The organism is Bacillus paranthracis, from assembly GCF_001883995.1.
In the GTDB taxonomy this organism is placed as follows: domain Bacteria; phylum Bacillota; class Bacilli; order Bacillales; family Bacillaceae_G; genus Bacillus_A; species Bacillus_A paranthracis.
In genome coordinates, this window is record NZ_MACE01000027.1 from 156,978 (window position 1) to 181,844 (window position 24,867).

The 24,867-nt window shown below is 34.0% G+C and carries 31 protein-coding genes; 25 read left to right on the forward strand and 6 right to left on the reverse strand.

Annotated features, from left to right (window positions below):
- The first annotated feature begins 134 nt into the window (after nucleotides 1-134).
- From BAQ46_RS12510 to BAQ46_RS12545, 8 genes are all read left to right on the forward strand, one after another.
- Complete coding sequence (locus BAQ46_RS12510; RefSeq protein WP_000370623.1) at nucleotides 135-1,340, forward strand: quaternary amine ABC transporter ATP-binding protein; 1,206 nt, start codon at nucleotides 135-137, stop codon at nucleotides 1,338-1,340.
- Complete coding sequence (locus BAQ46_RS12515) at nucleotides 1,333-2,169, forward strand: ABC transporter permease (protein WP_001084762.1); 837 nt, start codon at nucleotides 1,333-1,335, stop codon at nucleotides 2,167-2,169. The genes BAQ46_RS12510 and BAQ46_RS12515 overlap by 8 nt, the downstream gene beginning before the upstream one ends.
- 296 nt (nucleotides 2,170-2,465) lie before the next feature.
- On the forward strand, nucleotides 2,466-2,636 hold the full coding sequence (locus BAQ46_RS12520; RefSeq protein ID WP_071742003.1) for a glycine zipper domain-containing protein: 171 nt from the start codon (nucleotides 2,466-2,468) through the stop codon (nucleotides 2,634-2,636).
- A gap of 102 nt (nucleotides 2,637-2,738) precedes the next feature.
- Entirely contained in the window at nucleotides 2,739-3,224 is a 486-nt protein-coding gene (locus tag BAQ46_RS12525; RefSeq protein WP_071741995.1) for an HIT family protein, read from the forward strand.
- A complete protein-coding gene (locus tag BAQ46_RS12530; RefSeq protein ID WP_000557569.1) occupies nucleotides 3,208-4,044 on the forward strand; it encodes a PP2C family serine/threonine-protein phosphatase in 837 nt (278 codons plus the stop codon). Before BAQ46_RS12525 ends, BAQ46_RS12530 begins: the two co-directional genes overlap by 17 nt.
- A 41-nt stretch (nucleotides 4,045-4,085) precedes the next feature.
- Nucleotides 4,086-4,424, forward strand: coding sequence for a DUF4181 domain-containing protein (locus BAQ46_RS12535; RefSeq protein WP_071741996.1), 339 nt, complete (start codon nucleotides 4,086-4,088; stop codon nucleotides 4,422-4,424).
- A 35-nt stretch (nucleotides 4,425-4,459) separates the two neighbouring features.
- Entirely contained in the window at nucleotides 4,460-4,900 is a 441-nt protein-coding gene (locus BAQ46_RS12540; RefSeq protein WP_071741997.1) for an NUDIX domain-containing protein, read from the forward strand.
- 19 nt (nucleotides 4,901-4,919) lie between these two features.
- Nucleotides 4,920-5,300, forward strand: coding sequence for a DUF4181 domain-containing protein (locus BAQ46_RS12545; RefSeq protein ID WP_000381562.1), 381 nt, complete (start codon nucleotides 4,920-4,922; stop codon nucleotides 5,298-5,300).
- Nucleotides 5,301-5,376: 76 nt separating this feature from the next.
- Here the strand turns inward: BAQ46_RS12545 and BAQ46_RS12550 are convergent, their stop codons facing one another.
- Together BAQ46_RS12550 and BAQ46_RS12555 are read right to left on the reverse strand one after the other, a co-directional pair.
- Nucleotides 5,377-5,886: a GrpB family protein gene (locus BAQ46_RS12550; protein ID WP_071741998.1), complete on the reverse strand. Its 510-nt coding sequence runs from the start codon at nucleotides 5,884-5,886 to the stop codon at nucleotides 5,377-5,379.
- 41 nt (nucleotides 5,887-5,927) lie between these two features.
- Nucleotides 5,928-6,773, reverse strand: coding sequence for an oxidoreductase (locus tag BAQ46_RS12555; protein ID WP_061130476.1), 846 nt, complete (start codon nucleotides 6,771-6,773; stop codon nucleotides 5,928-5,930).
- 188 nt (nucleotides 6,774-6,961) lie between these two features.
- On the opposite strand from BAQ46_RS12555, the gene BAQ46_RS12560 reads away from it, so the two are divergent.
- The 5 genes from BAQ46_RS12560 to lpdA all read left to right on the forward strand — a co-directional run bounded on the left by BAQ46_RS12560 (nucleotide 6,962) and on the right by lpdA (nucleotide 12,283).
- Entirely contained in the window at nucleotides 6,962-7,441 is a 480-nt protein-coding gene (locus BAQ46_RS12560; protein WP_000951609.1) for a DinB family protein, read from the forward strand.
- Between the two features lie 169 nt (nucleotides 7,442-7,610).
- Nucleotides 7,611-8,609 (forward strand): acetoin:2,6-dichlorophenolindophenol oxidoreductase subunit alpha, encoded by a 999-nt coding sequence (gene acoA, locus BAQ46_RS12565; RefSeq protein ID WP_061130477.1) that lies wholly within the window; start codon nucleotides 7,611-7,613, stop codon nucleotides 8,607-8,609.
- 17 nt (nucleotides 8,610-8,626) lie between these two features.
- Nucleotides 8,627-9,661 (forward strand): acetoin:2,6-dichlorophenolindophenol oxidoreductase subunit beta, encoded by a 1,035-nt coding sequence (gene acoB / locus BAQ46_RS12570; RefSeq protein WP_000198894.1) that lies wholly within the window; start codon nucleotides 8,627-8,629, stop codon nucleotides 9,659-9,661.
- 27 nt (nucleotides 9,662-9,688) lie between these two features.
- Complete coding sequence (locus tag BAQ46_RS12575) at nucleotides 9,689-10,888, forward strand: dihydrolipoamide acetyltransferase family protein (RefSeq protein ID WP_000257752.1); 1,200 nt, start codon at nucleotides 9,689-9,691, stop codon at nucleotides 10,886-10,888.
- A 15-nt stretch (nucleotides 10,889-10,903) separates the two neighbouring features.
- The gene (gene lpdA, locus BAQ46_RS12580; RefSeq protein ID WP_000041191.1) at nucleotides 10,904-12,283 is read left to right on the forward strand and encodes a dihydrolipoyl dehydrogenase; all 1,380 of its coding nucleotides are present in this window, start codon (nucleotides 10,904-10,906) and stop codon (nucleotides 12,281-12,283) included.
- A gap of 82 nt (nucleotides 12,284-12,365) precedes the next feature.
- Here the strand turns inward: lpdA and BAQ46_RS12585 are convergent, their stop codons facing one another.
- A complete protein-coding gene (locus BAQ46_RS12585) occupies nucleotides 12,366-12,962 on the reverse strand; it encodes a hypothetical protein (RefSeq protein WP_000914447.1) in 597 nt (198 codons plus the stop codon).
- Nucleotides 12,963-13,183: 221 nt separating this feature from the next.
- Between BAQ46_RS12585 and BAQ46_RS12590 the strand changes: the two genes are divergently transcribed.
- Nucleotides 13,184-13,840: a DUF4085 family protein gene (locus tag BAQ46_RS12590; RefSeq protein WP_000873325.1), complete on the forward strand. Its 657-nt coding sequence runs from the start codon at nucleotides 13,184-13,186 to the stop codon at nucleotides 13,838-13,840.
- A gap of 48 nt (nucleotides 13,841-13,888) precedes the next feature.
- On the opposite strand, the gene BAQ46_RS12595 is transcribed toward BAQ46_RS12590, so the two are convergent.
- A complete protein-coding gene (locus tag BAQ46_RS12595) occupies nucleotides 13,889-14,380 on the reverse strand; it encodes a hypothetical protein (RefSeq protein WP_000838798.1) in 492 nt (163 codons plus the stop codon).
- Nucleotides 14,381-14,631: 251 nt separating this feature from the next.
- Between BAQ46_RS12595 and BAQ46_RS12605 the strand changes: the two genes are divergently transcribed.
- The 7 genes from BAQ46_RS12605 (at nucleotide 14,632) to BAQ46_RS12640 (ending at nucleotide 19,808) form a co-directional block, all read left to right on the forward strand.
- The gene (locus tag BAQ46_RS12605) at nucleotides 14,632-15,402 is read left to right on the forward strand and encodes a DeoR/GlpR family DNA-binding transcription regulator (RefSeq protein WP_000493625.1); all 771 of its coding nucleotides are present in this window, start codon (nucleotides 14,632-14,634) and stop codon (nucleotides 15,400-15,402) included.
- Nucleotides 15,403-15,414: 12 nt separating this feature from the next.
- Nucleotides 15,415-15,957: a GNAT family N-acetyltransferase gene (locus BAQ46_RS12610; RefSeq protein ID WP_061130386.1), complete on the forward strand. Its 543-nt coding sequence runs from the start codon at nucleotides 15,415-15,417 to the stop codon at nucleotides 15,955-15,957.
- 27 nt (nucleotides 15,958-15,984) lie between these two features.
- A complete protein-coding gene (locus BAQ46_RS12615) occupies nucleotides 15,985-16,323 on the forward strand; it encodes an NIPSNAP family protein (RefSeq protein WP_000499967.1) in 339 nt (112 codons plus the stop codon).
- Nucleotides 16,324-16,637: 314 nt separating this feature from the next.
- Nucleotides 16,638-18,488 (forward strand): sigma-54-dependent Fis family transcriptional regulator, encoded by a 1,851-nt coding sequence (locus tag BAQ46_RS12625; RefSeq protein ID WP_071742001.1) that lies wholly within the window; start codon nucleotides 16,638-16,640, stop codon nucleotides 18,486-18,488.
- Nucleotides 18,489-18,600: 112 nt separating this feature from the next.
- Nucleotides 18,601-18,858 (forward strand): DUF3977 family protein, encoded by a 258-nt coding sequence (locus tag BAQ46_RS12630; protein WP_000873859.1) that lies wholly within the window; start codon nucleotides 18,601-18,603, stop codon nucleotides 18,856-18,858.
- A 136-nt stretch (nucleotides 18,859-18,994) separates the two neighbouring features.
- Nucleotides 18,995-19,234: a DUF3953 domain-containing protein gene (locus BAQ46_RS30045; protein WP_001080078.1), complete on the forward strand. Its 240-nt coding sequence runs from the start codon at nucleotides 18,995-18,997 to the stop codon at nucleotides 19,232-19,234.
- A gap of 115 nt (nucleotides 19,235-19,349) precedes the next feature.
- A complete protein-coding gene (locus BAQ46_RS12640) occupies nucleotides 19,350-19,808 on the forward strand; it encodes an SRPBCC family protein (protein WP_000006421.1) in 459 nt (152 codons plus the stop codon).
- 27 nt (nucleotides 19,809-19,835) lie between these two features.
- Here the strand turns inward: BAQ46_RS12640 and BAQ46_RS12645 are convergent, their stop codons facing one another.
- Entirely contained in the window at nucleotides 19,836-20,639 is an 804-nt protein-coding gene (locus BAQ46_RS12645) for an arylamine N-acetyltransferase (RefSeq protein WP_061130384.1), read from the reverse strand.
- A gap of 96 nt (nucleotides 20,640-20,735) precedes the next feature.
- On the opposite strand from BAQ46_RS12645, the gene BAQ46_RS12655 reads away from it, so the two are divergent.
- Nucleotides 20,736-21,173, forward strand: a complete 438-nt coding sequence (locus BAQ46_RS12655; RefSeq protein ID WP_000062940.1) for an NUDIX hydrolase — start codon at nucleotides 20,736-20,738, stop codon at nucleotides 21,171-21,173.
- Between the two features lie 35 nt (nucleotides 21,174-21,208).
- On the opposite strand, the gene BAQ46_RS12660 is transcribed toward BAQ46_RS12655, so the two are convergent.
- Entirely contained in the window at nucleotides 21,209-21,820 is a 612-nt protein-coding gene (locus BAQ46_RS12660; protein WP_000799603.1) for a TetR/AcrR family transcriptional regulator, read from the reverse strand.
- A gap of 159 nt (nucleotides 21,821-21,979) precedes the next feature.
- Here BAQ46_RS12660 and kynU point away from each other — a divergent pair, with 159 nt between their 5' ends.
- The 3 genes from kynU to kynA are packed head-to-tail and all read left to right on the forward strand — an operon-like array spanning nucleotide 21,980 to nucleotide 24,771.
- Nucleotides 21,980-23,266, forward strand: a complete 1,287-nt coding sequence (gene kynU, locus BAQ46_RS12665; RefSeq protein ID WP_000287844.1) for a kynureninase — start codon at nucleotides 21,980-21,982, stop codon at nucleotides 23,264-23,266.
- A 2-nt stretch (nucleotides 23,267-23,268) separates the two neighbouring features.
- Nucleotides 23,269-23,898: an arylformamidase gene (kynB, locus tag BAQ46_RS12670; protein WP_000858056.1), complete on the forward strand. Its 630-nt coding sequence runs from the start codon at nucleotides 23,269-23,271 to the stop codon at nucleotides 23,896-23,898.
- Between the two features lie 33 nt (nucleotides 23,899-23,931).
- Nucleotides 23,932-24,771: a tryptophan 2,3-dioxygenase gene (gene kynA, locus BAQ46_RS12675; protein ID WP_000661965.1), complete on the forward strand. Its 840-nt coding sequence runs from the start codon at nucleotides 23,932-23,934 to the stop codon at nucleotides 24,769-24,771.
- Nucleotides 24,772-24,867: the final 96 nt, after the last annotated feature.

Below are 24,867 nucleotides of genomic sequence, written 5' to 3' on the forward strand. Positions count from 1 at the left end.
ATGTATAAGTAAGCATTCTTATTATGAACGGAAAAAAGAATTTTAAAGAAATCTTATAAATGTTATTTTTATGTAATATTTCTTTGCAAAATCGCAACACTATGTGAATAGATGGGTAGAAAAGGAGTAGTGACATGGATAATACAAAGGTACGTGTTGAAAACGTAACAAAAGTATTTGGGAAACACCCGCAAAGAGCGCTTACCTTATTAAAAGAGGGAAAAAGTAAATCGGAAATTTTGAAAGAGACAGGAATGAACGTTGGCGTAAAAAAGGCGACGTTCGAAGTATATACGGGAGAAATTTTCGTTATTATGGGATTGTCTGGTAGCGGGAAATCGACATTAGTTCGTATGTTAAACCAACTGATTAGACCAACAGCGGGGCATATATACATAGATGGAGAGGATATCGCAACGATGGGAAAAGAAGAGTTGCGAAGAGTGAGAAGAACGAAGATGAGCATGGTGTTTCAGAAATTCGCTCTATTCCCTCATCGTACCGTTTTGCAAAATGTTGCATATGGGTTGGAAATACAAGGAGTTCCAGTAGAGGAACGAGAGAGAAAAGCGTTAGAGTCCTTGAAGTTAGTTGGACTTGATCATCATAAAGATAATTATCCAAGTCAACTGAGTGGTGGTATGCAACAGCGTGTCGGCATTGCGAGAGCGCTTACGAATGATCCAGATGTTTTACTTATGGATGAGTCATTTAGTGCATTAGATCCACTGATTCGAAAAGAAATGCAAGATGAACTGTTAGAATTACAAGATAAAATGGAAAAAACAATTATTTTTATTACGCATGATTTAGATGAAGCCCTTCGAATTGGTGATCGAATTGCGTTAATGAAAGATGGAGAAGTTGTCCAAATTGGAACGCCAGAAGAAATTATGATGAGTCCTGCGAATGAATTTGTAGAGAAATTCGTGGCGGATGTGAATTTAGGAAAAGTAATAACGGCGGAATCTATATTAAAACGACCAGAGACGTTATTAATAGACCGTGGACCACGTGTAGCACTTCAAATTATGAGAAATGCCGGCGTTTCTACCGTATATGTTGTAAACAAAAAATATGAGTTTTTAGGAATATTAACGGCAGATGATGCGAGTAAAGCAGTACAAAAGCAATGGCCGATTGCTGATTTATTACTTACCGATATTCCGCACGTGTATTTAGATACTTTACTGGAAGAAACGTATGCGAAAATGGCGGAGATGAAATATCCGTTACCAGTAATTGATGAGAAGAAAAGGCTAAGAGGAATTATTAAACGTGAAAGTGTCATTCAAGCTCTTGCAGGTAATATTGAAGAAGAGGTGAAAGACGATGAATAGTATACCACGTATTCCTTTAGGGGAATGGGTCGACTCATTTGTTGCAAGTTTATATGAGCACTTTGAAGGCTTATTCCGAGGATTCTCTTATATTATCGGTGGATTCGTTGATTTACTCACTAATTTTTTAACAATAATACCGGCTATATTGATGATTATTATTTTGTGTTTCCTCATTTGGTACACAACGAGAAAAGTATCTTTAGTTATTTTTACACTCATCGGATTATTATTTATTTTGAATATTAACTACTGGGCACAGACGATGCAGACATTAGCTCTTGTACTTACATCTGTTATTATTTCAATTATTGTAGGTATCCCAATTGGCATTTTAGCTTCGCAAAATGAACGGTTTTCAAAATTTTTAAAACCGACATTAGATTTTATGCAAACAATGCCGGCTTTCGTATATCTGATTCCTGCGATTACATTTTTCGGAGTAGGGGTAGTACCTGGGATTATTGCATCGGTAATCTTTGCAATGCCACCGACAATTCGTTTTACTGACTTAGGAATTAGACAAGTTCCAGAAGATTTAATAGAAGCAGCGAATGCGTTTGGCTCTACCGCATCACAAAAATTATTTAAAGTACAATTACCACTCGCAACTGGAACGATCATGGCTGGTGTGAACCAAAGTATTATGCTCTCTTTATCAATGGTAGTAACAGCATCGCTTGTAGGAGCTCCAGGTCTTGGAGTTGATGTATACCGCTCTGTGACACAAGTTAATATCGGGATGGGATTTGAAGCGGGACTAGCCATTGTTGTCATTGCGATTATATTAGATCGTATTACACAAGGATTTCACCAAAAAAGAAGATAACAAGAAAACACACTTTATTATACAAAGTGTGTTTTTTGTTTGAATAGATTATATTCGAACGATAACAGAACCGTCAGCTGACGCAAAAACTTGTTTTTTTATTTCATTGATTTAATTCTTCGATGAATAACGATATGTTTGTTTAATAGCGACTTGAAAATCTCTTCTTAAGAAGAGGATTATGTGGTGGAAAAGTATAAGTAATAAAGTGCATTTTTTGGAAATTATTAAGTGGAATAGCGAATATATTAGGAGACAGTGACTTCATGTAAATAGATATTATTTTGGAAGAAATTATGAGAGGAGATGCTATTTTGTCTAAAAAGAAAAAAAGTAATGATGCCTTGGCGATAGGCGTCGGTATAGGGGTTGTAATCGGTGTAGTCCAAGGTTATTTTACAAATAATTTAGTAGTCGGAATTGTGATTGGGATTGTAATTGGAGTTGTGGTTTTGAAGAAAAAATGAGGTGTAAATTCAATTCAAAATTGTTGCGTTAAAAGAATGAATTTTCGGAATATAAATCTTATTTTTCCTTTTTTTATGATATTATATATAAAAAGGATGGTGATGGATATGCCAACAAATAATCAAGAAGAACAAAATTGCTTCATTTGTGAAAAACATAAAGGAAATATTACAGTTCCAGGTGGAGCTATTTACGAAGATGAACTCGTTTACGTTGGACATGTCCACTGGGATAGCGAAGAAACGTATCTTGGTTATGTAATGATAGATATAAAAAGACATGTACCTGGTCTTGCTGAGCTAACAGATGAAGAAGCAAAAAGGTTCGGACTTATATCAAGTAGAGTAAGTAAAGCACTAAAAGAAAGTGAAGGTGCCGAACATATTTACACTTTTGTTTCAGGGAATGGTGTACCACATATGCATATGCACATCATACCGCGTTATGCAAATACACCAAAAGAGTTTTGGTCACTGACTGAAGTAGAGAAATGGAACGGTGCGCCTTATAGTGATACAGAAAAAATCAAAAAACTATGCGAAAGAATACGAAAGTATATGGTGAGTGAATATGCATACAACAAATAATAGACAACATTCATGGATTGGAAGTAGAGAAATGTGTTTAGACGAAATTTCGGTAAAGCAATATGGTGATATCGTGCTCGGTGCATATGGTGGGAATATTAGTGCCGGAGCAAAAAAGAATGAAGATGGTGCGTTAGTTTGGTCAAATGGTGATTGGGAATTTGCAGCTATATTAGATGGACATAATAGTGCAGAAAGTGTTGATTTAGTAGTAAATACAATTCAAAAAGAATATGAAAATATAAAAGAAATGATGAATGAATCGATTGATACAGTATTTCGATCTATTGAAAATCATATTCTTACAATCTTACAATCTTCTTCATTTAAGGAAAAGTGCAAAAGAATTAAAGGTGAAACAGCTTGCTTACTATGTGTAAGAAAAGAAAACTATATATGGTGGTTATCTATCGGAGACTGTTTAGTGTATGTATTTCATGATGAATTACACAAATTAGGACAATACGCACTAAATCAACGTCATTTTTACGAATGGATTGGTAACGTAAATACTTTTGATTTACCTGTTCCTTGTTATTCAACAGGCATTCGTGAATTACGTAATGGAAAGAATCGAATTGTAATGGTGACAGATGGAGTATTAGAATGCGGGGAACGTCGGTATGAAACTCCTGTAAATCTGTATAGTGATATGAATAGAAATAATATAAAACTTGAAGAAAGTGTTCATCATGTATTAGAGCACGTTCATCATCAATTCGGACGCGATAGTGCGACAATTATTAGTTGGGACATTGATAATAAAGGAAAAGCTACTTATCCGAGTGATCAGCCAGAGAAAATAAAAGTAAGAAAATAAAAGGAGAGGGTTTTCTGTCAATTACCAAAATAACGCTATTAATTTTATGGGTACTATGTATATTCGTTTTTGAAAAAATAGCAAGAAGAAGATTAAACATCCCGAAACAAAAGGGATGGGATAATCAATATGTGAATAAAACACATAAATGGGGGAATAGAATTATTATTTTCTCTTATATAGTTGTTATTGCGATAAGTGCTTTGTTTCCAAACCGTATATTTATGGGGTATGTACCTCTTTTGTTTTTTATCACGTTATATGGATTTCAATCATATATGGAGTGGAAATATGATAAGGAATCGCGCGAGTTCTTGATTTCATTTTTTGCAGTTACAGCGCTAATAATAACTGGATTAATTATATACTTCTTTCTTTAATAAATTTTCAATTAAAGATTTAAAGGAGGAAAATAATGAATAGATCTGTATTACGTGTAGAAGTTATTATTTATAATGGAGATAACTCAAAAGTGCTCGTTCAATGCGATGAAAATGAATCATTTTATCGTTTTCCAGGAGGCTCTATTGAATTTGGTGAACCAGCAAAAGAAGCGATAATACGAGAATTAATGGAAGAATACGATTTGAAAATTGATGTCCAAAAGCTAGCTGTTGTAAATGAGCATATTTTCGAGTGGAACAACGAAAAAGGACATCATTGTACATTGATATATTGGGGAACTGTTCAAGAGATGGTTACAAATGAAATAAGGCATAAAGAACATGAGAATATTATATTAATATGGAAGAGCATAGAGGAATTAAAGGAGAAGCCAACATATCCTGAAGGAATTGTAAGTTATTTAGAAGAGAATAACCATAATATAGTCCACTTTGTTTCTAAAAATATATAAAGTAATTGGAGGGATAACAATGGATACCTCTACAATTTTAATTATTATTATTGGACTGGGTATAGGTGGTTACTTTTTAGAACAGTTTTTAAGAAGAAAATTAAATATGGAGAAAAGAGGCTTCTTTGGATATAAGCATGTGAATAGTTTACATGTAAAATTAGAAATAGGTCTTATTATTATTTATGTAATAAGTAGTTGTTATTATATGTTTAAATTTGAAAACGCTAAAATGGCTTATGTCATGTTCACTTATTTAGGGATATCATGGACTTTAAGAGCATGGATGGAATGGAAATATGATAGAAAATCAAAAGAATATATACTTTCGATAACGGGAATGGTTTCTTTTATATTGATGCTCTCGATACTATTTTATTTCGTTCCACCTGCTGTATAATTAAAAATTTGATTATACATAATGAGATAACTAATAAATAAGAAACCATTTACTGCTAAATGGTTTCTTATTCAATTTAAACATTTAATTTCGCTAATACGGATTTAATGAAATTTGTTTTATCCTCTGCATATTGATGTTTATCATTAGGATTAGCCTGTGAAAGTTGAATCTTCAACTGTTCATACTGTATACGAGCAGTTTTATTGACTATTAAGTAATCTCTGAATTGCAATTGTTCTATTACATGTGTATTCCCTTTTTCATACATATGAATTTGATGAGTTCTTGGCTCACCTTTATTAAAATAATATCGTTCAGGCAATACATCTTTTCTATATTTATAGTTTAGTAGTTCTAATTTTTTAATACAATGTATACCGTCCCTATAAATTTCTAATTCAATTGCTATATCAATAATGGGCTTTGCACTTAAATGTGGAATAGAAGTACTACCAATATGGTGTATCGCTAAAATATGTTCGCCAATTTGTTCCTCAATGAATTGTTTCTCCTTTACAAATTCAATTGCCCACTCTTCAGTCCATGGAACTAAAAACACTTTACCATAGGGTAAACCTAACATTTAATTAGCACCTCTTTCAAAATGGTTTTCAATAAAGGTAATTACATTTTCTTAAAGCTTCTCAAAACAAGATATTCCCACAATCTCCAAGGAAGAATTTTCTTTGCAAAGATCATAAATTTTACACCTTTACCGATTGGATAACGTAAATTCGTACGCTTAGACTCAGCAATTTCTACAATTTTATTAGCAACATCTATCGGATTACCAAATGTATCACTGCCGCTATTAATATGTTTTTGTATTTTATCCATATATTCTTTGTAAGGAGAAGTAGTATCAGATTGGTTTGTAGCTAGTTGTTTACCAACTTCCCATATATTCGTGTTATAAGAACCAGGTTCCACTAAAGCAACATCTATTCCAAAAGGTTTCACTTCTAAACGAAGGGATTCACTCCATCCTTCTAATGCATATTTGGAAGAAACGTAAGGAGATAGACCAGGGAATCCAACTTGACCACTAATGCTGCTTATATTAATGATTTTCCCACTTTTTTGTACTCTCATATAAGGTAAAACAAGCTGAGTGATTGAAATAGCACCAAAAAGGTTCGTTTCAAATTGTTTGCGATATTCCTCTACTGGAATTTCTTCTACAAAGCCACCATTAGCATATCCTGCATTATTAATAAGGAGGTCTACTTTGTTTATTTCTTTTAAAAATAATTGAAAGTTATGTATAGAGTTTTGATCGGTTACATCTAATTGTTGAACTGTTATGTTGTGCAGCAAGTTTAGTTGAGTAGCTTGAGATAGTAAGTTCGCTTGTTTTTCAAGGTTTCTCATTGTAGCGATAACTAAATAATCTTTTTTTGCGAGTTCGAGTGTAGTTAATAGTCCAAATCCACTTGAGGATCCTGTAATAATTGCGACTTTTTTGTTCATTTTCTGCCAGCTTTCTTTTTCTTTTATCATAACGAGTTATGATAAGAAAATCTATTATTCTTACATTCGTTTTGAGAGCATTACCCGTTAATTCTATATTCTATGAGATTTTTAAAAGAGGAAATTATACGGACTCAGCGTATATAGAGAAGTGAGTATGAATACGTTTATGAAATGAGGGAAGAATAATGGCCCATGTGAAGGATGTATTAGCAGATCAGTTATTAGCGAATGCGAACGATCCTAGTTGGTATATTCCGTTTTCAGATGCAGTTAAGGGTTTATCTGAGAGGGAAGCTTTCTGGAAACCGAATGAAGAGAGTAACAGTATAGCTGAAATTGTACAACATTTATTGTATTGGAATTCTACGTGGCAAACTAGATATAAAGAATCGAATGTGAATGCTGTGCCCGCTATTGGAGATAATAACAAAAGTTTTATGCTTTCAAATAATCAAACTTTCGATGAATTACGAGAAAAACTACTAGAGAAACTGTTACTATGGCAAAATCTCATAAATGAAGAAAAGGTTGAAAGCGATGTAGTGGGATTTCCTGTTTCTGCAAAGTGGTGGGAAGTGCTAGCCAATGTAACTACTCATAATGCATATCATATCGGTCAAATTATTTACATCCGAAAATTACAGAAGAGTTTTGATGGTGAATAAGATAATAATTTTCAAATTAGGTGAACAAAAGTGGACAAAACGAGACTAATGTCTCATTTTGTCCACTTTTTTATTTTCAACATAGAGAGAAAACCTATTAAATCAAGGATTGGAAATTGGCACGGTACTTGCAATATAAAAGATGAACAAGAAAATAGGAGGGCTGAACATGTTAAAAACAACTGAAAGTAAAGGGAATGGAATTACGAAAGAACAAGCTCGCTGGATGTACGAAAAAATGTTAGAGATTCGTAAGTTTGAAGATAAGGTGCATGAATTATTCGCGCAAGGCGTTCTGCCAGGTTTCGTCCATTTATACGCTGGGGAAGAAGCGGTAGCAGTTGGTGTATGTGCCCACTTAACGGATAGTGACAGTATTACAAGTACGCATAGAGGACATGGACACTGTATCGCAAAAGGTTGTGATTTAAACGGTATGATGGCTGAACTTTTCGGGAAAGCGACAGGATTATGTAAAGGTAAAGGCGGATCCATGCATATTGCTGATTTAGATAAAGGAATGCTTGGTGCAAATGGCATTGTAGGTGGTGGTTTCCCGCTTGCTTGCGGTTCGGCATTAACAGCTAAATATAAAGGAACGAAAGATGTAAGTGTTTGTTTCTTCGGTGATGGAGCAAATAATGAAGGAACATTCCATGAAGGGGTTAACTTAGCGGCGATTTGGAAGTTACCAGTTATTTTTATCGCTGAAAATAACGGTTACGGTGAAGCAACGACATTTGAATATGCTTCAAGTTGTGATTCTATTGCGGATCGTGCGAAAGCTTATAACATTCCAGGTGTTCAAGTGGATGGAAAAGATCTGCTAGCTGTATATAAAGCTGCTGAAGAAGCAGTAGAACGTGCGCGTAACGGCGGTGGTCCAACAATAATTGAATGTATGACATATCGTAATTACGGTCATTTCGAAGGTGAAGCACAAACGTATAAAACTTCAGAAGAAAAAGAAGAACATTTAAATGAAAAAGATGCGATTGTGAATTTCCGTAAGCATTTAATTCATGAAGCTGTATTAACTGAATCTGAGCTTGTAGATATGGAAAAGGCAGTAGATGAAGCGGTTCAAAAATCAATTGAATTTAGTGAAAATAGTCCATATCCAGAGGATGAAGAGTTATTAAAAGATGTATACGTTTCTTACAAATAAGAGGAGGGTGAAAAATAATGACTAGAACAGTAAGTATGTCAACTGCAATTAATGAAGCGATGAAAATATCGATGCGCCGTGATGAAAATGTAATTTTAATAGGAGAAGACGTTGCAGGTGGTGCACAAGTTGATCACTTGCAAGATGATGAAGCATGGGGCGGTGTTCTTGGTGTTACGAAAGGCCTTGTACAAGAATTTGGCCGAAATCGTATTTTAGATACACCAATTTCAGAAGCGGGTTACATGGGAGCAGCAATGGCAGCTGCGGCAACAGGACTACGTCCGATTGCTGAATTAATGTTTAATGATTTTATCGGTAGTTGTCTTGATCAAGTATTAAACCAAGGTGCAAAGTTCCGCTATATGTTCGGTGGTAAAGCGAAAGTGCCAGTTACAGTACGTACGATGCATGGTGCAGGTTTTAGCGCAGCTGCACAACATTCACAAAGTTTGTATGCGTTATTTACGAGCATTCCAGGTATAAAAGTTGTCGTTCCTTCTACTCCATATGACGCAAAAGGCTTACTATTAGCGGCAATTGAAGATGATGATCCGGTAATCTTCTTTGAAGATAAAACACTCTACAATATGAAGGGTGAAGTGCCAGAAGGTTATTACACAATTCCATTAGGAAAAGCGGATATTAAACGGGAAGGTTCTGACGTAACAATCGTCGCAATTGGAAAACAAGTTCATACAGCACTTGCGGCTGCTGAGCAATTATCGAAAAAAGGACTTGAAGTAGAAGTAATTGATCCACGTTCTTTATCACCACTGGATGAAGATACGATTTTAGCATCAGTTGAAAAAACAAATCGCCTTATTGTTATTGATGAAGCAAACCCAAGATGTAGTATCGCAACAGATATTGCGGCAATTGTAGCGGATAAAGGATTTGATTTGTTAGATGCACCTATTAAACGAATTACAGCACCACATACACCAGTTCCGTTCTCGCCACCACTTGAAAAGTTATATTTACCAACGCCGGAAAAAGTAATTGAAACTGTATCAGAAATGATCGGAGACCAAACTTTATTACATGTGTAATAAAACGATGAGAAGGGAGAGAGAAGCATGGCTGTAGAAGTTGTAATGCCGAAGTTAGGTATGGCGATGAAAGAAGGTATTATTACGAGCTGGAATATTAAAGCAGGCGATCATGTCTCAAAAGGTGAACTAATTGCTAGTATTAATTCGGAAAAAATCGAAACGGAAATAGAAGCACCAGCTGATGGAACTGTTCTTGATATAGCTGTTAGTGAAGATGAGGGAGTTCCACCTGGTACTGTCATTTGCTATATCGGTAAGCTGAACGAAAAAGTAGAAATCAATGAAAGTATAAATGTTGTAGAAGAAAAAGCACCTAATCTAGAGCCTAAAAAGGTCCAACATCCAGAACCATATGCGAAAGAAGTGGCGAAGCAAAGAATCAAAATTTCACCTGTAGCGAAGAAAATTGCAAAGTCTGAAAATCTAGATATCAAAGCATTAGTTGGTACAGGCCCTGGCGGAAGAATTACGAAGGCGGATGTATTAAAAGCGCTTGAAGAAAAAGTGACAGTTCCAGAAGTATTGGAACAAGAAGAAAGTAAAGTAATTCCTGTTACCGGTATGCGGAAAGCAATCGCAAACCGTATGCATGCAAGCTTACAAAATAGTGCGCAATTAACATTAACGATGAAAGTAGATGTTACAGATTTAGTTGCTTTACATAAAGAAATAGCGGCAGTTGTACAAAAACGATACGATAACAAACTAACTATTACGGATTTCGTTTCTCGTGCTGTTGTATTAGCGCTTGGAGAGCATAAAGAAATGAACAGTGCTTATATGGATGATACAATTCATCAATTTGAACATGTTCATTTAGGCATGGCAGTCGCATTAGAAAAAGGATTAGTCGTTCCAGCTATTCGCTTTGCTAATAATCTATCTTTAGTAGAGTTATCTAAACAAATTAAAAACGTTGCACAAAAAGCAAGAGAAGGTAGTTTAAGTAGTGATGATATGCAAGGGACAACCTTTACAATTAGTAATTTAGGTAGCTTCGGTATTGAATATTTTACGCCAGTATTAAATACACCTGAAACTGGTATTTTAGGTGTAGGTGCAATTGAACATGTTCCAGTATATAAAGGGAAGAAAATAAAAAAAGGCAGTATGTTACCTTTAAGTTTAACATTCGATCATCGTGTATTAGATGGTGCACCAGCAGCTGCATTTTTACGCACAATTAAACGTTATTTAGAAGAACCTGTAACAATTCTTTTATAAAGAGAAGGTGAGAGAATGAGTAAACTAGTCGTTATTGGTGGCGGACCTGCTGGCTATGTAGCGGCAATTACCGCAGCTCAAAATGGAAAAGATGTCACTCTTATTGATGAAGCTGATCTTGGCGGGACTTGTTTAAATGTTGGGTGCATGCCTACAAAATCATTGTTAGAAAGTGCAGAAGTGCATGACATTGTAAGAAAAGCGAATCATTATGGAGTTACACTCAATAATGGAAGTATATCAATTGATTGGAAGCAAATGCAGGCGAGGAAATCAAAAATTGTAACGCAGCTCGTTCAAGGAATTCAATATTTAATGAAGAAAAATAAAATAAAAGTTATACAAGGTAAAGCGAACTTTGAAACGGATCATCGTGTGCGGGTTATATACGGTGATAAAAAAGATGTAGTAGATGGAGAACAGTTCATTATAGCGGCAGGTTCAGAACCGACTGCATTACCCTTTGCTCCATTTGACGGAAAGTGGATTTTAAATAGTAGCCATGTAATGTCCATAGATTATATACCAAAATCATTATTAATCGTTGGCGGTGGTGTAATAGGATGCGAGTTTGCAAGTATTTATAGTCGTCTTGGAACAAAAGTTACGATTGTTGAAATGGCACCGCAATTATTACCAGGTGAAGATGAAGATATCGCACACATTTTAAGAGGGAAACTAGAAAATGATGGTGTAGAAATATTTACAGGAGCAGCTTTAAAAGGATTAAATAATTATAAGAAGCAGGCTTCATTTGAATATGAAGGAAGTATCCAAGAAGTTAATCCAGAATTTGTTCTCGTTTCTGTCGGCCGAAAACCACGTGTACAACAATTAGATTTAGAAAAAGCAGGCATTCAATATTCAAATAAAGGAATTTCTGTGAATGAACATATGCAAACCAATGTATCACATATTTATGCAGCAGGAGATGTGATTGGTGGAATCCAGCTTGCTCACGTTGCATTCCATGAAGGAACGACGGCAGCATTACACGCGAGTGGAGAAGATGTAAAAGTAAACTATCATGCTGTACCTCGCTGTATTTATACCGCTCCAGAAATTGCTAGTGTCGGTTTAACAGAAAAAGATGCAAGAGAGCAGTACGGTGACATACAAATTGGAGAATTTCCTTTTACAGCAAATGGAAAAGCACTTATTATTGGAGAACAAACGGGGAAAGTAAAAGTTATTGTGGAACCTAAATATCAAGAAATTGTTGGAATTTCTATTATTGGTCCTCGTGCAACAGAACTAATTGGTCAAGGAACTGTAATGATTCATACGGAAGTTACTGCCGATATTATGAGAGATTATATTGCAGCGCATCCAACTTTATCTGAAGCGATTCATGAAGCTTTATTGCAAGCGGTAGGACATGCTGTACACGCTTAAATGGAATTATAATAAACCACTATTCTCTAAATGAATAAGAGAATAGTGGTTTGAATTTTTACGGGAGAAATTGAATATCCTATTATTTTTTTACGTCAATCGCTGAAGTAATATCGTTCCAATCAGCAGCTAAATTAGCAGTTTTACCGTACCAATCCGCATGTTTGAATACAACACCTTTTCCATAGCCTTGTGTTGAAGTATGCTCCCAAAGTGTCGTTGAATAACTTGCTGAAGGTGATGCTGTACTTACAGAGGAAATTCTGTCGTTCCAGCTAGATGGTAAGTTTTTAAAGCCGCTGCTCCAGTAAATATATTGACCACCTTTATCTTTATGTTCATAAAAATCAGTACTACCAGCACCGCTACCTAAAGGATTAATTTTATTTTTAAGTACTTTTTTATCCTTTTCAATATAAGCATCTAATGTTTCGCGGCTAGTAAAACCATAAGCTAGCCAATCTCCATTTTCATTTTGCTCTGGTAATACCATAGTAATTTGGATGTCTTTCTTATCTTGATCACTTAATTTTGTAAGAGAATTAACATTCTGTTCATCCACTTTTAAATAATCAAAAGACTTAATTGTATTACCTTTTTCTTCAGCACTTGCTACTCCTAGTCCTCCAGTTAATGCAAATCCCGCTACTAATGTACCTGCTACTAATTTCTTCAACATATAACCATCCCTTTTAGTTTAGATTTTTGTACAGGTGAATCTTTGTACTAGTAAAATGTATTCTAATTATCAACTATTGTAAATATTCTGAAGTTTTAGAAATAAAAGATGGAATATTTACAGTTTTGCATTTTTTCTTTAGAAAAAATAGTTATTAGAATGATATAATAAATAGATATATCGATTTTGTTGGATCTTAAAATGTTTTAGGGGGAAAGTCTTTGAAGTATTTTAATAAAGATTGGTATAAAGAAATGCAAGTATCTGGTTTTTTAAATTTCCCAGAAACAGTAGAAGAATGGGAAGAGATGTTGCGAGAGAGCGAAAAGGTAGGAATGGATTATAAGCAAAGTTTAAGAGAAGACGTGGAAGAAAAGAAAGAAGATTTATTAAAGTTCCTCCCTAAATCACTGCATCCATACATTCATGACAATACAATTAATTCAGAATACCCAACGGAAAAATTAAAGAGACTTATGCTTGAGTGGACAAAAGATTATGAGAAAAGAATGAATGATTTAGAGCAAGCCTATATAGATAATTATAATTCTATAAAAGAAAAGCTCGCGCAGAATGTCGTTCAACTACATGAATACTCACTACATGACAGTGTAGTCAAATCAGTGGAGAAAAAATCAGAAGCTACGCTAATTATAACTTTAGATTGCAGTGGTACTTTCAGTGAATTTGATAAACTACAAGCAACTTTTATAGGAGTAACGAAATGTTCTATCCCGGAAAATTTTGAAGGTGCTTGGTGGTTATGTCATGAAATAGATTTTGCTGAAGATGGTTTTGAACTAGGGGTTTTATTTGATTGTCCATTTGAAGAAGTGATGATTTGTGCAAAAAATGTATTGCTGGAAATAGATAACTAGTAAACTTTATAACTCTATAAATAAAAAACAGTCTTATATGACTGTTTTTTATTTAGATACTAAATGATCCAGCTTCCAATATGTATCTGTTAATGGCGCAGCTTTGCTATCTATGTATAAATACATATTATTTAAATCTTTTGGAGAATCTTTCATATTAAATACAATGTCGGTAGTTAAAGAAAACTCAGATGGAACCTTTTTAGCATTTTCATTTTGTATAACTTCACCTTTGTATTTTTTACCCGTTTTTTCATCTTTTATGAAATATTTTATTTCTGAAAGATCTATCGTTTGTCCGTCAACACGAGCATTATTTATAGTAACGCGAGCTGTGAGACGCCACTCTTTGTCTATTTTTTCAAATTTAGCATTTTCAACAGTTGCTCTATAGTATTCGTTTTTAAAGATTTCCCCATAGTGCATTGCATTTTTTGCTAGAGCGCTTTTTTCTTGTTTTGGTGTAGCATTTCCACTACATCCTGCCATTATCCCTGTAAATAATAATGCTGTACAAGTTACTTTCATTAAAGATTTCATAGTAATTCCTTTCTGTGTTAAAAAGTAAAATATAGGAATAATTTTACATTAATAGAAGGATGAATGGAAGTATAATTGTGAAATATGCAAATATGCATTTATTTAGTTGTTAATTTAATGGGATAGAAAAAGGGAGAAAACCTGTATAGAGCTGAATAAAGAAGTATTGAAAATATTGTAAAATAGAAAAAACATGCATATAATTAAAAGATGAATAAATTTTCTGGATATTAAATGATAGTGGTGAGAACATGTTTACTGAAGAGCGTAGAGAGAAAATTTTAGAGTTACTTAAGAAAAATGGAAGGGTCATTGCAAAGGATCTTGCGGAAAGTTTCGATATGTCTATCGATTCTATAAGAAGAGATTTGTCTATTATGGAGAAGGATGGCTTGTTAAAAAGAACACATGGAGGAGCAATTGAACTTGCTAGAGTACGGAATTTAGCTACCAAGCCATTGAAACGTTATAGTAATGGTTCTGTATATGAAGACGCAATTGCAAAAATCGCAGCTTCTTATATACAAGAAGGAGATTCCGTTTTTATTGGTGGAGCTTCTATTCATTATGCCATGTTAAAATATTTACCTGAAACATCATTTACAGTTGTTACGAATGCTTTAGAAATTGCTAGTACGTTACGGGAATATAAGAACATTGATACGTACTTAATTGGTGGAAAGGTGAAACCATCAGGAAATATGACAGATACACTTGCCTCAGAGTTGATAAGTAGATTTTCTATTGATCTTAATTTCTCTACAGGTGGTGGCATTTCATTAAACGGTATAAGTACTGCAACGCCGGAAGTTGCTTTTTTTAGTAAAACAGTAAGTAAGATTGCTAGAAGAAATATTTGTTTAGCTCCTCACAATAAACTTGGAATAGACTACTTTATAAAAGGAGAGTCACTGATTGAAATTGACATTATAATAACAGATTCGGAGGCTAGTAAAGAAACAATTCAAGAATTTGAGAAACAAGGTAAAGAAATTGTAATAGCATCAATAGACTGCATTTAAAAGGAGTTTGAAATGATTATAAAAGGGCAAGAGTTTCACATAAATGGATTAGTTTATACAGTTCGTTCTGCAGCTGAAACAGATGCGGAACAGTTGTCGGAAATTAGAGTTCAGATCGATGGAGAAACTGAAAATATGGATAGAGAAGCTGGAGAGGGATTTATAGATAAGATAGGGTTTCAAAAAATAATAAAAACAGATAGTGAAGAGAGTAAGAATCTGTTTTTAGTTGCAGAAGTGCACAACCGAATCGTTGGATTTTCAAGGTGCGAAGGTTCAAATCTGAAGAGGTTATCTCATAAAGTAGAATTTGGCGTTTGTATTTTAAAAGAGTTTTGGGGATATGGAATGGGTAAGAGGTTATTGCAACAATCTATTCATTGGGCTGATGAAAATGAGATTAAAAAGATATCATTACAAGTATTAGAGACAAACGAAAAAGCCATTCAGCTATATAAAAAATTAGGTTTTGAAGTAGAAGGTATTTTAAAAAATGATAAAAGGCTGTCGGATGGGAAGTATTATAATACGGTTGTAATGGGAAGGTGTATTTGAGTCTGTTCATTAAAGAGGTGGAAATGTATGTTTTATAGAAGAAAGTACTATATAGTAAAAAATGAATTTATTAAAATTTTTAATGATCATTTCAATCATACGAACTTACCTAATCAGTTAAAGCATGGCTCTAGGCTAATAGGACGCTGGATGAAAGATAATAAGAATGGTACGACCGAAGTGTTTGCCATATGGGAATATGATAGTTATGAACAGTATAAAGAAATAGAATCAAAGATTAGAAATGACGAGAAACATGCTAGAAGAATACATGAATGGTATGAAAAACATGGCGGAAGAGAATATGTTTTACAGGAGTACATAGTAGAGATGAAAAATGAAGAGTTAGTGTGTACTGTAAAGTGATAGAGAGGTGAGGGATAATGGGAATGAAAACAAAATTATATTTTAGTGTAGCATCCACAATTTTATTTGCAATAGCCGTGAGTGTTTTCTTTATAAATGGAAATCCACAAAAGTGGTTTTGGTTATGTATTTTCTTTGCTTCCATTATACAAAATATAGTGCTACTAAAAAAGAATAAAGAAGTGCATTAAGATATTCAAATTATTAACATATTTGTGTCGTCTTTCTAGTTTTGTTGAAAACGCTTTTATTCAGTTTTATAATAAAAGTATGTTTTTACAAATCTCCAAAATAATGAATAGGGAGATGATACAATGCTAGCTTCACCGTTTTACTTACATACATGGAAAAAGTTTGTTGATGAAGGTGTCCTTGATTCGAACCGTATAAACGAAAGAATTTCAGAATCATGGCATCGATGTAAACAAGCAAATGTGAATCCTCATATGAATAAAGGTCAGAAAATTTTGTCTTCTAATATTTTTCAAGACCAAAAGAAAAAGAGTGAAATCTTCCTAGATATAGCAATACCTCAAATACAAAATATGAGAAAAACCATTGATGAACTGCAAATGATGGCATTATTAATCGATCCAGACGGTTACGTTCTATCGTTAAGTGGAAATAAACAAACGTTGCAACGAGCGAAACAGATTAATTTCATTGAAGGTGTGAAATGGACGGAAGCGGCTGTTGGTACAAATGCGATAGGAACAGCGCTTGAGATTGAAGAGGCTATTATGATAAGTGGTACAGAGCATTATTCTGTCGCATCTCATAGCTGGAGCTGTGCGGCCGCTCCTATTCATAATGATGATGGGAAATTAATAGGCGTTCTAGATTTCTCTTGTCCGATTGAGTTTTCGCATCCATATATGCTCGGTATGGTAACTTCGATTGCACATGCGATTGAACGTGAATGTAGTATTCGAGTACATCAAAATGAACTGCAGTTAATCCATCGTTTTTTAGATGTAATTGATAGTGATGAACAAGTTGTAATTTGTAATCATCGTGATGTTATCGTTTCTGCAAGCAAGAGGGTTCGGGAACGAGTATGTAATTGGTCACGGATGAAACTTGAAGATTTAATGCACTATGGATTGAAAACTAAATTAGAAGTGCCAGTATACAGTAATAATAGAATGATTGGGAAATGTATTTATGTAAAGGGAAATAAACAAGTAAAATCATTTTCAACGTCCTCATTTATAAATGGCATCACTTTTCCTGGAGTAATTGGGACAAGTAGTGCATTTCAACATACTTTAGAAGAAATTAAGCTTGTATCACCAACTGACGCAAGTGTATATGTTTGTGGTGAAACAGGTGTAGGAAAAGAATATGTAGCGAGAGCGATTCATGAAAATAGTCCAAGAAAAAATGGTCCTTTTATAGCTGTTAACTGCGGTTCATTACCGAAAGAATTAATGGAAAGTGAATTGTTCGGTTATGCTGAAGGAGCGTTTACAGGTGCACGGCGCCAAGGATATAAAGGGAAATTCGAACAAGCAGACGGAGGAACAATATTTTTAGATGAAATTGGTGAAGTGCCACCAGAGATGCAAGTAGCATTATTGCGTGTTTTACAAGAACGAACAGTAAACCCAATTGGCAGTTCAAAAGAGATACCAGTAAATATTCGTATTATTACTGCGACACATAAAGATTTATTGCGATTAGTAGAAGAAGGGAAATTCCGTCAAGATTTATATTATCGTTTACATGTTTATCCACTATATGTCCCATCGTTAATAGAAAGAAAAGAGGATATTCCGTACTTCATAAAACATTTTTGCAAACGAAAGAATTGGAATGTTGTATTTCCAAAAAGTATTTGTAATCAATTTTCTCAGCATACATGGCCCGGAAATATTCGAGAATTATTAAATGTATTAGAACGCATATACATTTTGTCGCAAGGACGAGAAATATGCGAAAAACAAATCTCTTTTTTATTACAAACAGTGATGGGAAATCAACCTCATTTTGAATTGCAAGCAGAAAATAAAACAGAGAAAACATTAAATTTCCGTGAAAAAATACAGCGTGATAGCATGATTGAAGCGTTAGAAAAGACAAATGGAAATGTTTCATTAGCTGCAAAACTTTTAGATGTACCTCGAAGTACATTTTATAAACGAATGCAAAAATATAAGTTATAAAGTAGATTTTTGTAATCTACTTTTTCTTTGTGGGCTCATGTTCTGTCGGAATGTGCGCTTACCGGGGAAATAATAGAATAGTTAGAAATTAATTTCCGGAAGGAGGACTTAGGTGAAATATATTGAAATTGGTATTGGGAATACGTGGTTCGTTCGAACAGAAACTGAAAATAAAGATGGAACTGAATTTGAAGAACGAGGAATTATAAAACCTATTTATTTTGAGTCTTTATATGTACGAGTGTGGTTTCGAAAAACGTGTTTAATTTTTGATACGAAAGAAGGGTTTAAAAAAGTTAAGAAGAGGAGGATTGAATATAAATTTATAGTTGGAATTGTAAGTAGACTGGATAAAGAAAAAGTGGGCTAACATGCGTAGTTATATTGGACAGGAAATTCTTTTGAATTATATCAAATTCATGAAAAGCACTTTTACTAAATATAAATTGTTAATAAAACCGCTAAGGAAACTTAGCGGTTTCTTTTTAAAAAGGAGGGATTTTCGTATGAATAGGATCGTAACGGTTTTACTTGCAATTATTATAATGGGGTATTCCATTTATAGTTGGAATGATACTTCGGAAATGAGTATGCTAATTTTACAAACGCTTTTAGGGTTTATATTAGTTAGCTTAGGGGTGCAAAATTTAAAAAATAACGAAAAAGAAAATAGAAGTATAGGGATAGCTTTATTACTTGTGGCTTTGTTTTTAATTGTTGTATCTTTAATAAAATATTTTGTATGAATAAGTTTTTAAATTAATAAAAAATTAAAATTCTACTTGTATTTCACTATATAAAATATGGCATAATGATTTAGTTAAAATAGAAATGGATAGGGTATTTGAGAGGGGCAGTATAATGAGTTTTGCAATAGAAATAGTAATAAAAGCACCAATGGATGTTGTATGTGACTACATAATAGAAGATGAAAAAATAAAAGAATGGAATACGTTTATAATAGAAAATCGCTATCCTTCAAATATGGATAAAGAAAATCCACGTGTAGGAGATAAATATATTACTGTTCAAAAAGTCGGTAAGAAAATATTGGAGGCAGAAGTAGAAATTCTTGAATACGATGCACCCTATATTATTTCACTTGGCAGTGAAATGAAGCAAGGTTATTCGGCAATGACTTATATGTTAGAAGAAGATGAGGAGGGTACAGCACTTACATTAATTTCAGAATATGAACCTAGTAATCTTTACTATAAAATTATGTATAAGTTAACAGGCTGGATTTCACGAGGTTTAACTATGGAACAAATTGAGCGTCTAGCAGAATGTGTAGAAGCTGCTTATCAGAAAGAAGATTAAGATTAAAAATATATTAAGGTAAAAGCGTTACTCAATCTCGTGAGTAACGCTTTTACTGTTTGAAGATTTTTTATTGAAAATCTCAATAGCTCTTTCATATATTTCTTTATCAACACAAAATCTTTCTGTTATCCAATAATTAAGTTCAGAAGATGTAATGATTTGTTCTCTTTTCTTACCTTGGAAATATCGTTTTAAAACATTATCATTAATAGAAGTTGGAATACCATCGATATAACCGAAAATCTGAATTTTCTTTAATACAGGGGATGTATACCAATCGTTAGACTTTGTAATGAGTTCTTTCATACTTGATAAATGTATTGGATCTGTATGTAAGATTTTTGTTGGACCTGGATCTCTAGTAATTTTAATCCTATTATTTGAGACTTCATAAGTGAAAGTTTCTCTTACATTACTTACTTGAAATGATTCATAAAGTGGGTAAGCTTGGAATAAAGGTGCACAATAACCAACATCAACATAATAAGGTTGGTCTAAGTTAACCCGTAAGCATAAATGTCCGGGATCCATATACATATAATGAACATTAAAACCAAGATTTGATAATAACCAATGGAATCCAATTGAGTGCGTCCAACAAGTACCCCCGAGACCTTTTGTTGTAATATGGTTTATGTATGTCTCAATGGAAGGGAAATAATTACCTGTTTCATTACCCTTTTCCCAGTCAATTATTTTAGTGAGGGTTTCCCATTTTATTTTTTCTTGATGAGCTTTAATAAGCTCATTTAAAAACTTTAAGCTAGTAGGCTGTTTTGTCATACCTAAAAATGATAGAAAGCTATTTACTAGTTTTTCTTGAGACATTTTCTGATCCTTTCTATATAGAAATCGTTTTTGGTATTATTATACAATAGATATCAGAAAATACAGTTATTTATTAATAGAGTGGGAGAGAATTATATGTCGATGTCGCTATATTATAAACAAATCCGTGAGCAATTAGGTCATGAACTAATTTTTATACCGAGTGTAGCTGCTGTTATTAAAAATGAGCAAGGGGAAATCTTATTTCAATATCCTGGTGGAGAATACTGGAGCTTGCCAGCTGGAGCAATTGAGCCTGGAGAAACTCCAGAAGAAGCGGTAGTTCGTGAAGTGTGGGAAGAAACAGGATTGAAAGTGCAAGTAAAAAAACAAAAAGGGGTGTTTGGAGGAAAAGAGTATCGCCATACATATCCGAATGGCGATCAAGTAGAATATATTGTTGTTGTGTTTGAATGTGAAATTACTAGTGGAAAACTAAAATCAATAGATGGTGAATCTTTAAAACTACAATATTTCTCATTATCTGAAAAGCCTTCTTTAGCGCTACCATACCCAAATAATATATTTTTATAGATGTAAAATAGCACACCTTATGTATTGAAGGTGTGCTATTTATATAAACCAGTCGTATACATTTTCGTCAATGTATGCACAATTTCTTCTAGGTCGATCTTTTTATCATTTTGCACAATCGTCCAAAGAAACATCTCATTCATCGCAAACCAAGCACGTGCTACAATTTCTTTATTCAATTCAGAATGTGCTAACCCACCTTCTTGAGAGTATGTAATATCTTGCGTAATACTGTTTATAAAGCGTTCCCGTATCTCGTCCCATTTTTGACGTATCTCTTTTGATAACCCAATTGCTTCTTCTACAACTTGTAAAATTGCTCGTTCTTTCTCTGCTAATTGTAGAAATGCTTTAACTTGATTTTGAATCATTATACGTGCTTCTTCTGTCGTTTGAGGCGAAAAAGAGCGCTCAGCAATATCATAAAATTGATTCATAACATCTTCCATTAAAACGATGAGGAGATCATCTTTGTTTTTAAAGTATACATATGCCGTGCCATAACCAGTTTCTGCATGTTTAATAATTTGTGTAATTGTCGTTTTTTGAAATCCGTTACGAATAAAAATAGTGTAACCAGAGTGTAATAGTTTCTTCTTTGTTTCTAAGGAGCGGTGTTTTCTTGATGAAAGAGTAGTGTTTTTCAAAGAATCACCTCTTTATACTGAAATATCTGAAAATATAACTGTATTGTAAAAGAAATTCATATATAAAGTCAACTGACATAATATCATTGACGTTATATCAACTAAGGTGATATATTTCAATTAGTTAGAATAAAAAGAAAATTAAGAGAAGGTGACACCATGTATACAGAACCATTTCAACCAACTTATGAGTATGCGCTTGAATGTGATAAACATGATGAACTGAAAGATTTTCAAACTGAATTTTATAAAAAAGAAGGAACAATATATTTAGATGGAAACTCATTAGGGCTACTTTCAAAAAGAGCAGAGAAATCATTACTTACTTTGCTAGATTCATGGAAAGAGTATGGCATTGACGGCTGGACCGAGGGTGAGCATCCGTGGTTTTTCCTTTCGGAGAAATTAGGTGAATTGACTGCACCTCTTATTGGAGCTTTACCAGAAGAAACTATTGTAACCGGTTCCACGACAACAAATATTCATCAAGTAATCGCAACTTTCTATGAGCCGAAAGGAATTCGCACAAAAATTCTTGCGGATGAGTTAACATTCCCATCCGATATATATGCACTTCAAAGTCAAATTCGTTTAAAAGGATTAGATCCAGATGAGCATTTAGTACGAGTAAAGAGCCGAGATGGTAGAACACTTTCTGAAGATGATATTATTCATGCAATGACAGATGATATCGCGTTAATTTTATTACCTTCTGTACTATATAGAAGCGGCCAAATTCTTGATATGAAACGTTTAACAGCGGAAGCGCATAAGCGTGGTATTCATATCGGGTTCGATTTATGTCACTCAATCGGTTCTATTCCGCATCATTTCAAAGAGTGGGATGTTGATTTCGCGATTTGGTGTAATTATAAATACTTAAATGCGGGACCTGGTGGCGTTGCAGGGCTTTATGTGAATAAAAAGCATTTTAATAGACTTCCTGGATTATCAGGTTGGTTTAGTTCTAGAAAAGATAAGCAGTTTGATATGGAACATACATTAACAGCTGCTGATCATGCAGGTGCTTATCAAATTGGTACACCACACGTATTAAGTACTGCACCTTTAATCGGTTCTCTTGAAATATTTAAAGATGCTGGTATAGAACGTTTACGCGAAAAATCATTACATATTACAAGATACATGCTTAATTTGATTGATCATGAATTAAAAAATTTCGGATTTACAATTGGAAATCCATTTGAGGATGAAAAACGAGGCGGGCATATTTATTTAGAGCATGCAGAAGCAGCACGTATATGTAAAGCGTTAAAAGCAAATGGAGTAATTCCAGATTTTAGAGCGCCAAATGGAGTGAGACTTGCGCCAGTTGCTTTATATAATACGTACGAAGAAGTATGGCAGTCTGTTATGATTTTAAAGAAAATCATGAAAGATGAAGAGTATAAGCAATTTGAAAATAAGCGAGAGGTTGTGGCATAAGTATGAAAACATCAGAGTGGATTGATATTTCACAACCGCTAAATAATGATATTGCTACTTGGCCAGGGGATACACCGTTCTCGTATGAAGTATCATGGTCAAAAGAAGAGAGTGGCTCAGTAAATGTCGGAAAGTTAACGATGAGTATTCATACAGGTACTCATATTGATGCACCGTTTCATTTTGATAATGATGGAAAGAAAGTGTTAGATTTAGATATCCAAGTTTATGTCGGACCTACGCGAATCATTGACGTTTCTAATCTTGAAAGCATTGGGAAAAAGGAATTAGAGAAATTTCATTTAGAAGGCGTAGAACGCTTGTTGTTACGCACATCTTCACATGGTAAAGCGAATGAATTCCCAGATATAATCCCGCATTTACGTGCGGATATAGCACCGTTTCTTTCAGAAAAAGGTATACGTTTAATCGGGGTGGATGTACCATCAGTTGATCCATTAGATGATAAAGAATTAGCAGCGCATCATCAATTGTTTAAACATGGTATACACATTTTAGAAAATGTCGTACTAGATCATGTAGCAGATGGCGATTACGAACTAATCGCATTACCACTTGCCTTATCAGATGCAGATGGAAGTCCAGTTCGAGCAGTTATTAGACCAATATAAGTAGAAATATATATAAAGGGGCGTTTTGCTAATATGAAAGAAAATGAAAAGGTAATTATGGAAAAAGGGATTCATACGGACTTTAAAGAGAATATGACGTACGGGGAATATTTACAATTAGATAGTTTACTATCTTCTCAAAAGAGATTATCAGACCACCATGATGAAATGTTGTTCATCGTTATTCACCAAGCAAGCGAACTTTGGATGAAGCTTATTTTACATGAGTTAAACGCAGCAATTGAATCTATTAAACAAGACAAATTACAACCAGCTTTTAAAATGTTAGCACGTGTATCAAAAATTCAATCACAAATCATTCAATCTTGGGATATTCTTGCGACATTAACGCCGTCAGAGTACATTGAGTTTCGTGACTCGCTCGGTCAAGCTTCAGGTTTTCAATCGTATCAATATCGTATGATTGAGTATGCGCTTGGTTATAAAACGCCGCATGCCTTAAAAATTTATGAAAAAGATCCAGAATTACACGCTCGACTTCATACGGCGCTACATGCACCAAGTTTATATGATGTCGCAATTCAAGCACTTGTAAAAGAAGGATTTCCTATTCATAAAGATGTGTTGAATCGTGATATTACGCAGCCTTATGAAGAAGACGCAACAGTAGAAGCGGCATGGCTTGAAGTGTATGCGGATGTAAAAAAATATTGGGATTTATACCAACTTGCTGAAAAATTAATTGATATTGAAGATTGGCTACAACAATGGCGTTTCCGTCATATGAAAACAGTAGAACGCATTATCGGACATAAAATGGGAACAGGTGGCTCTTCAGGTGTATCTTATTTAAAACGAGTACTTGATCAACGATTCTTCCCAGAGCTTTGGAATGTTCGCACAAAATTATAAAAAACAAACCTGTCAGTTCATTACTGAAGTGAACCCGAATAGTGGCACATGAAAAAAACACCTCCTGAATTCGCATACTAAGTATGCAAATTCAAT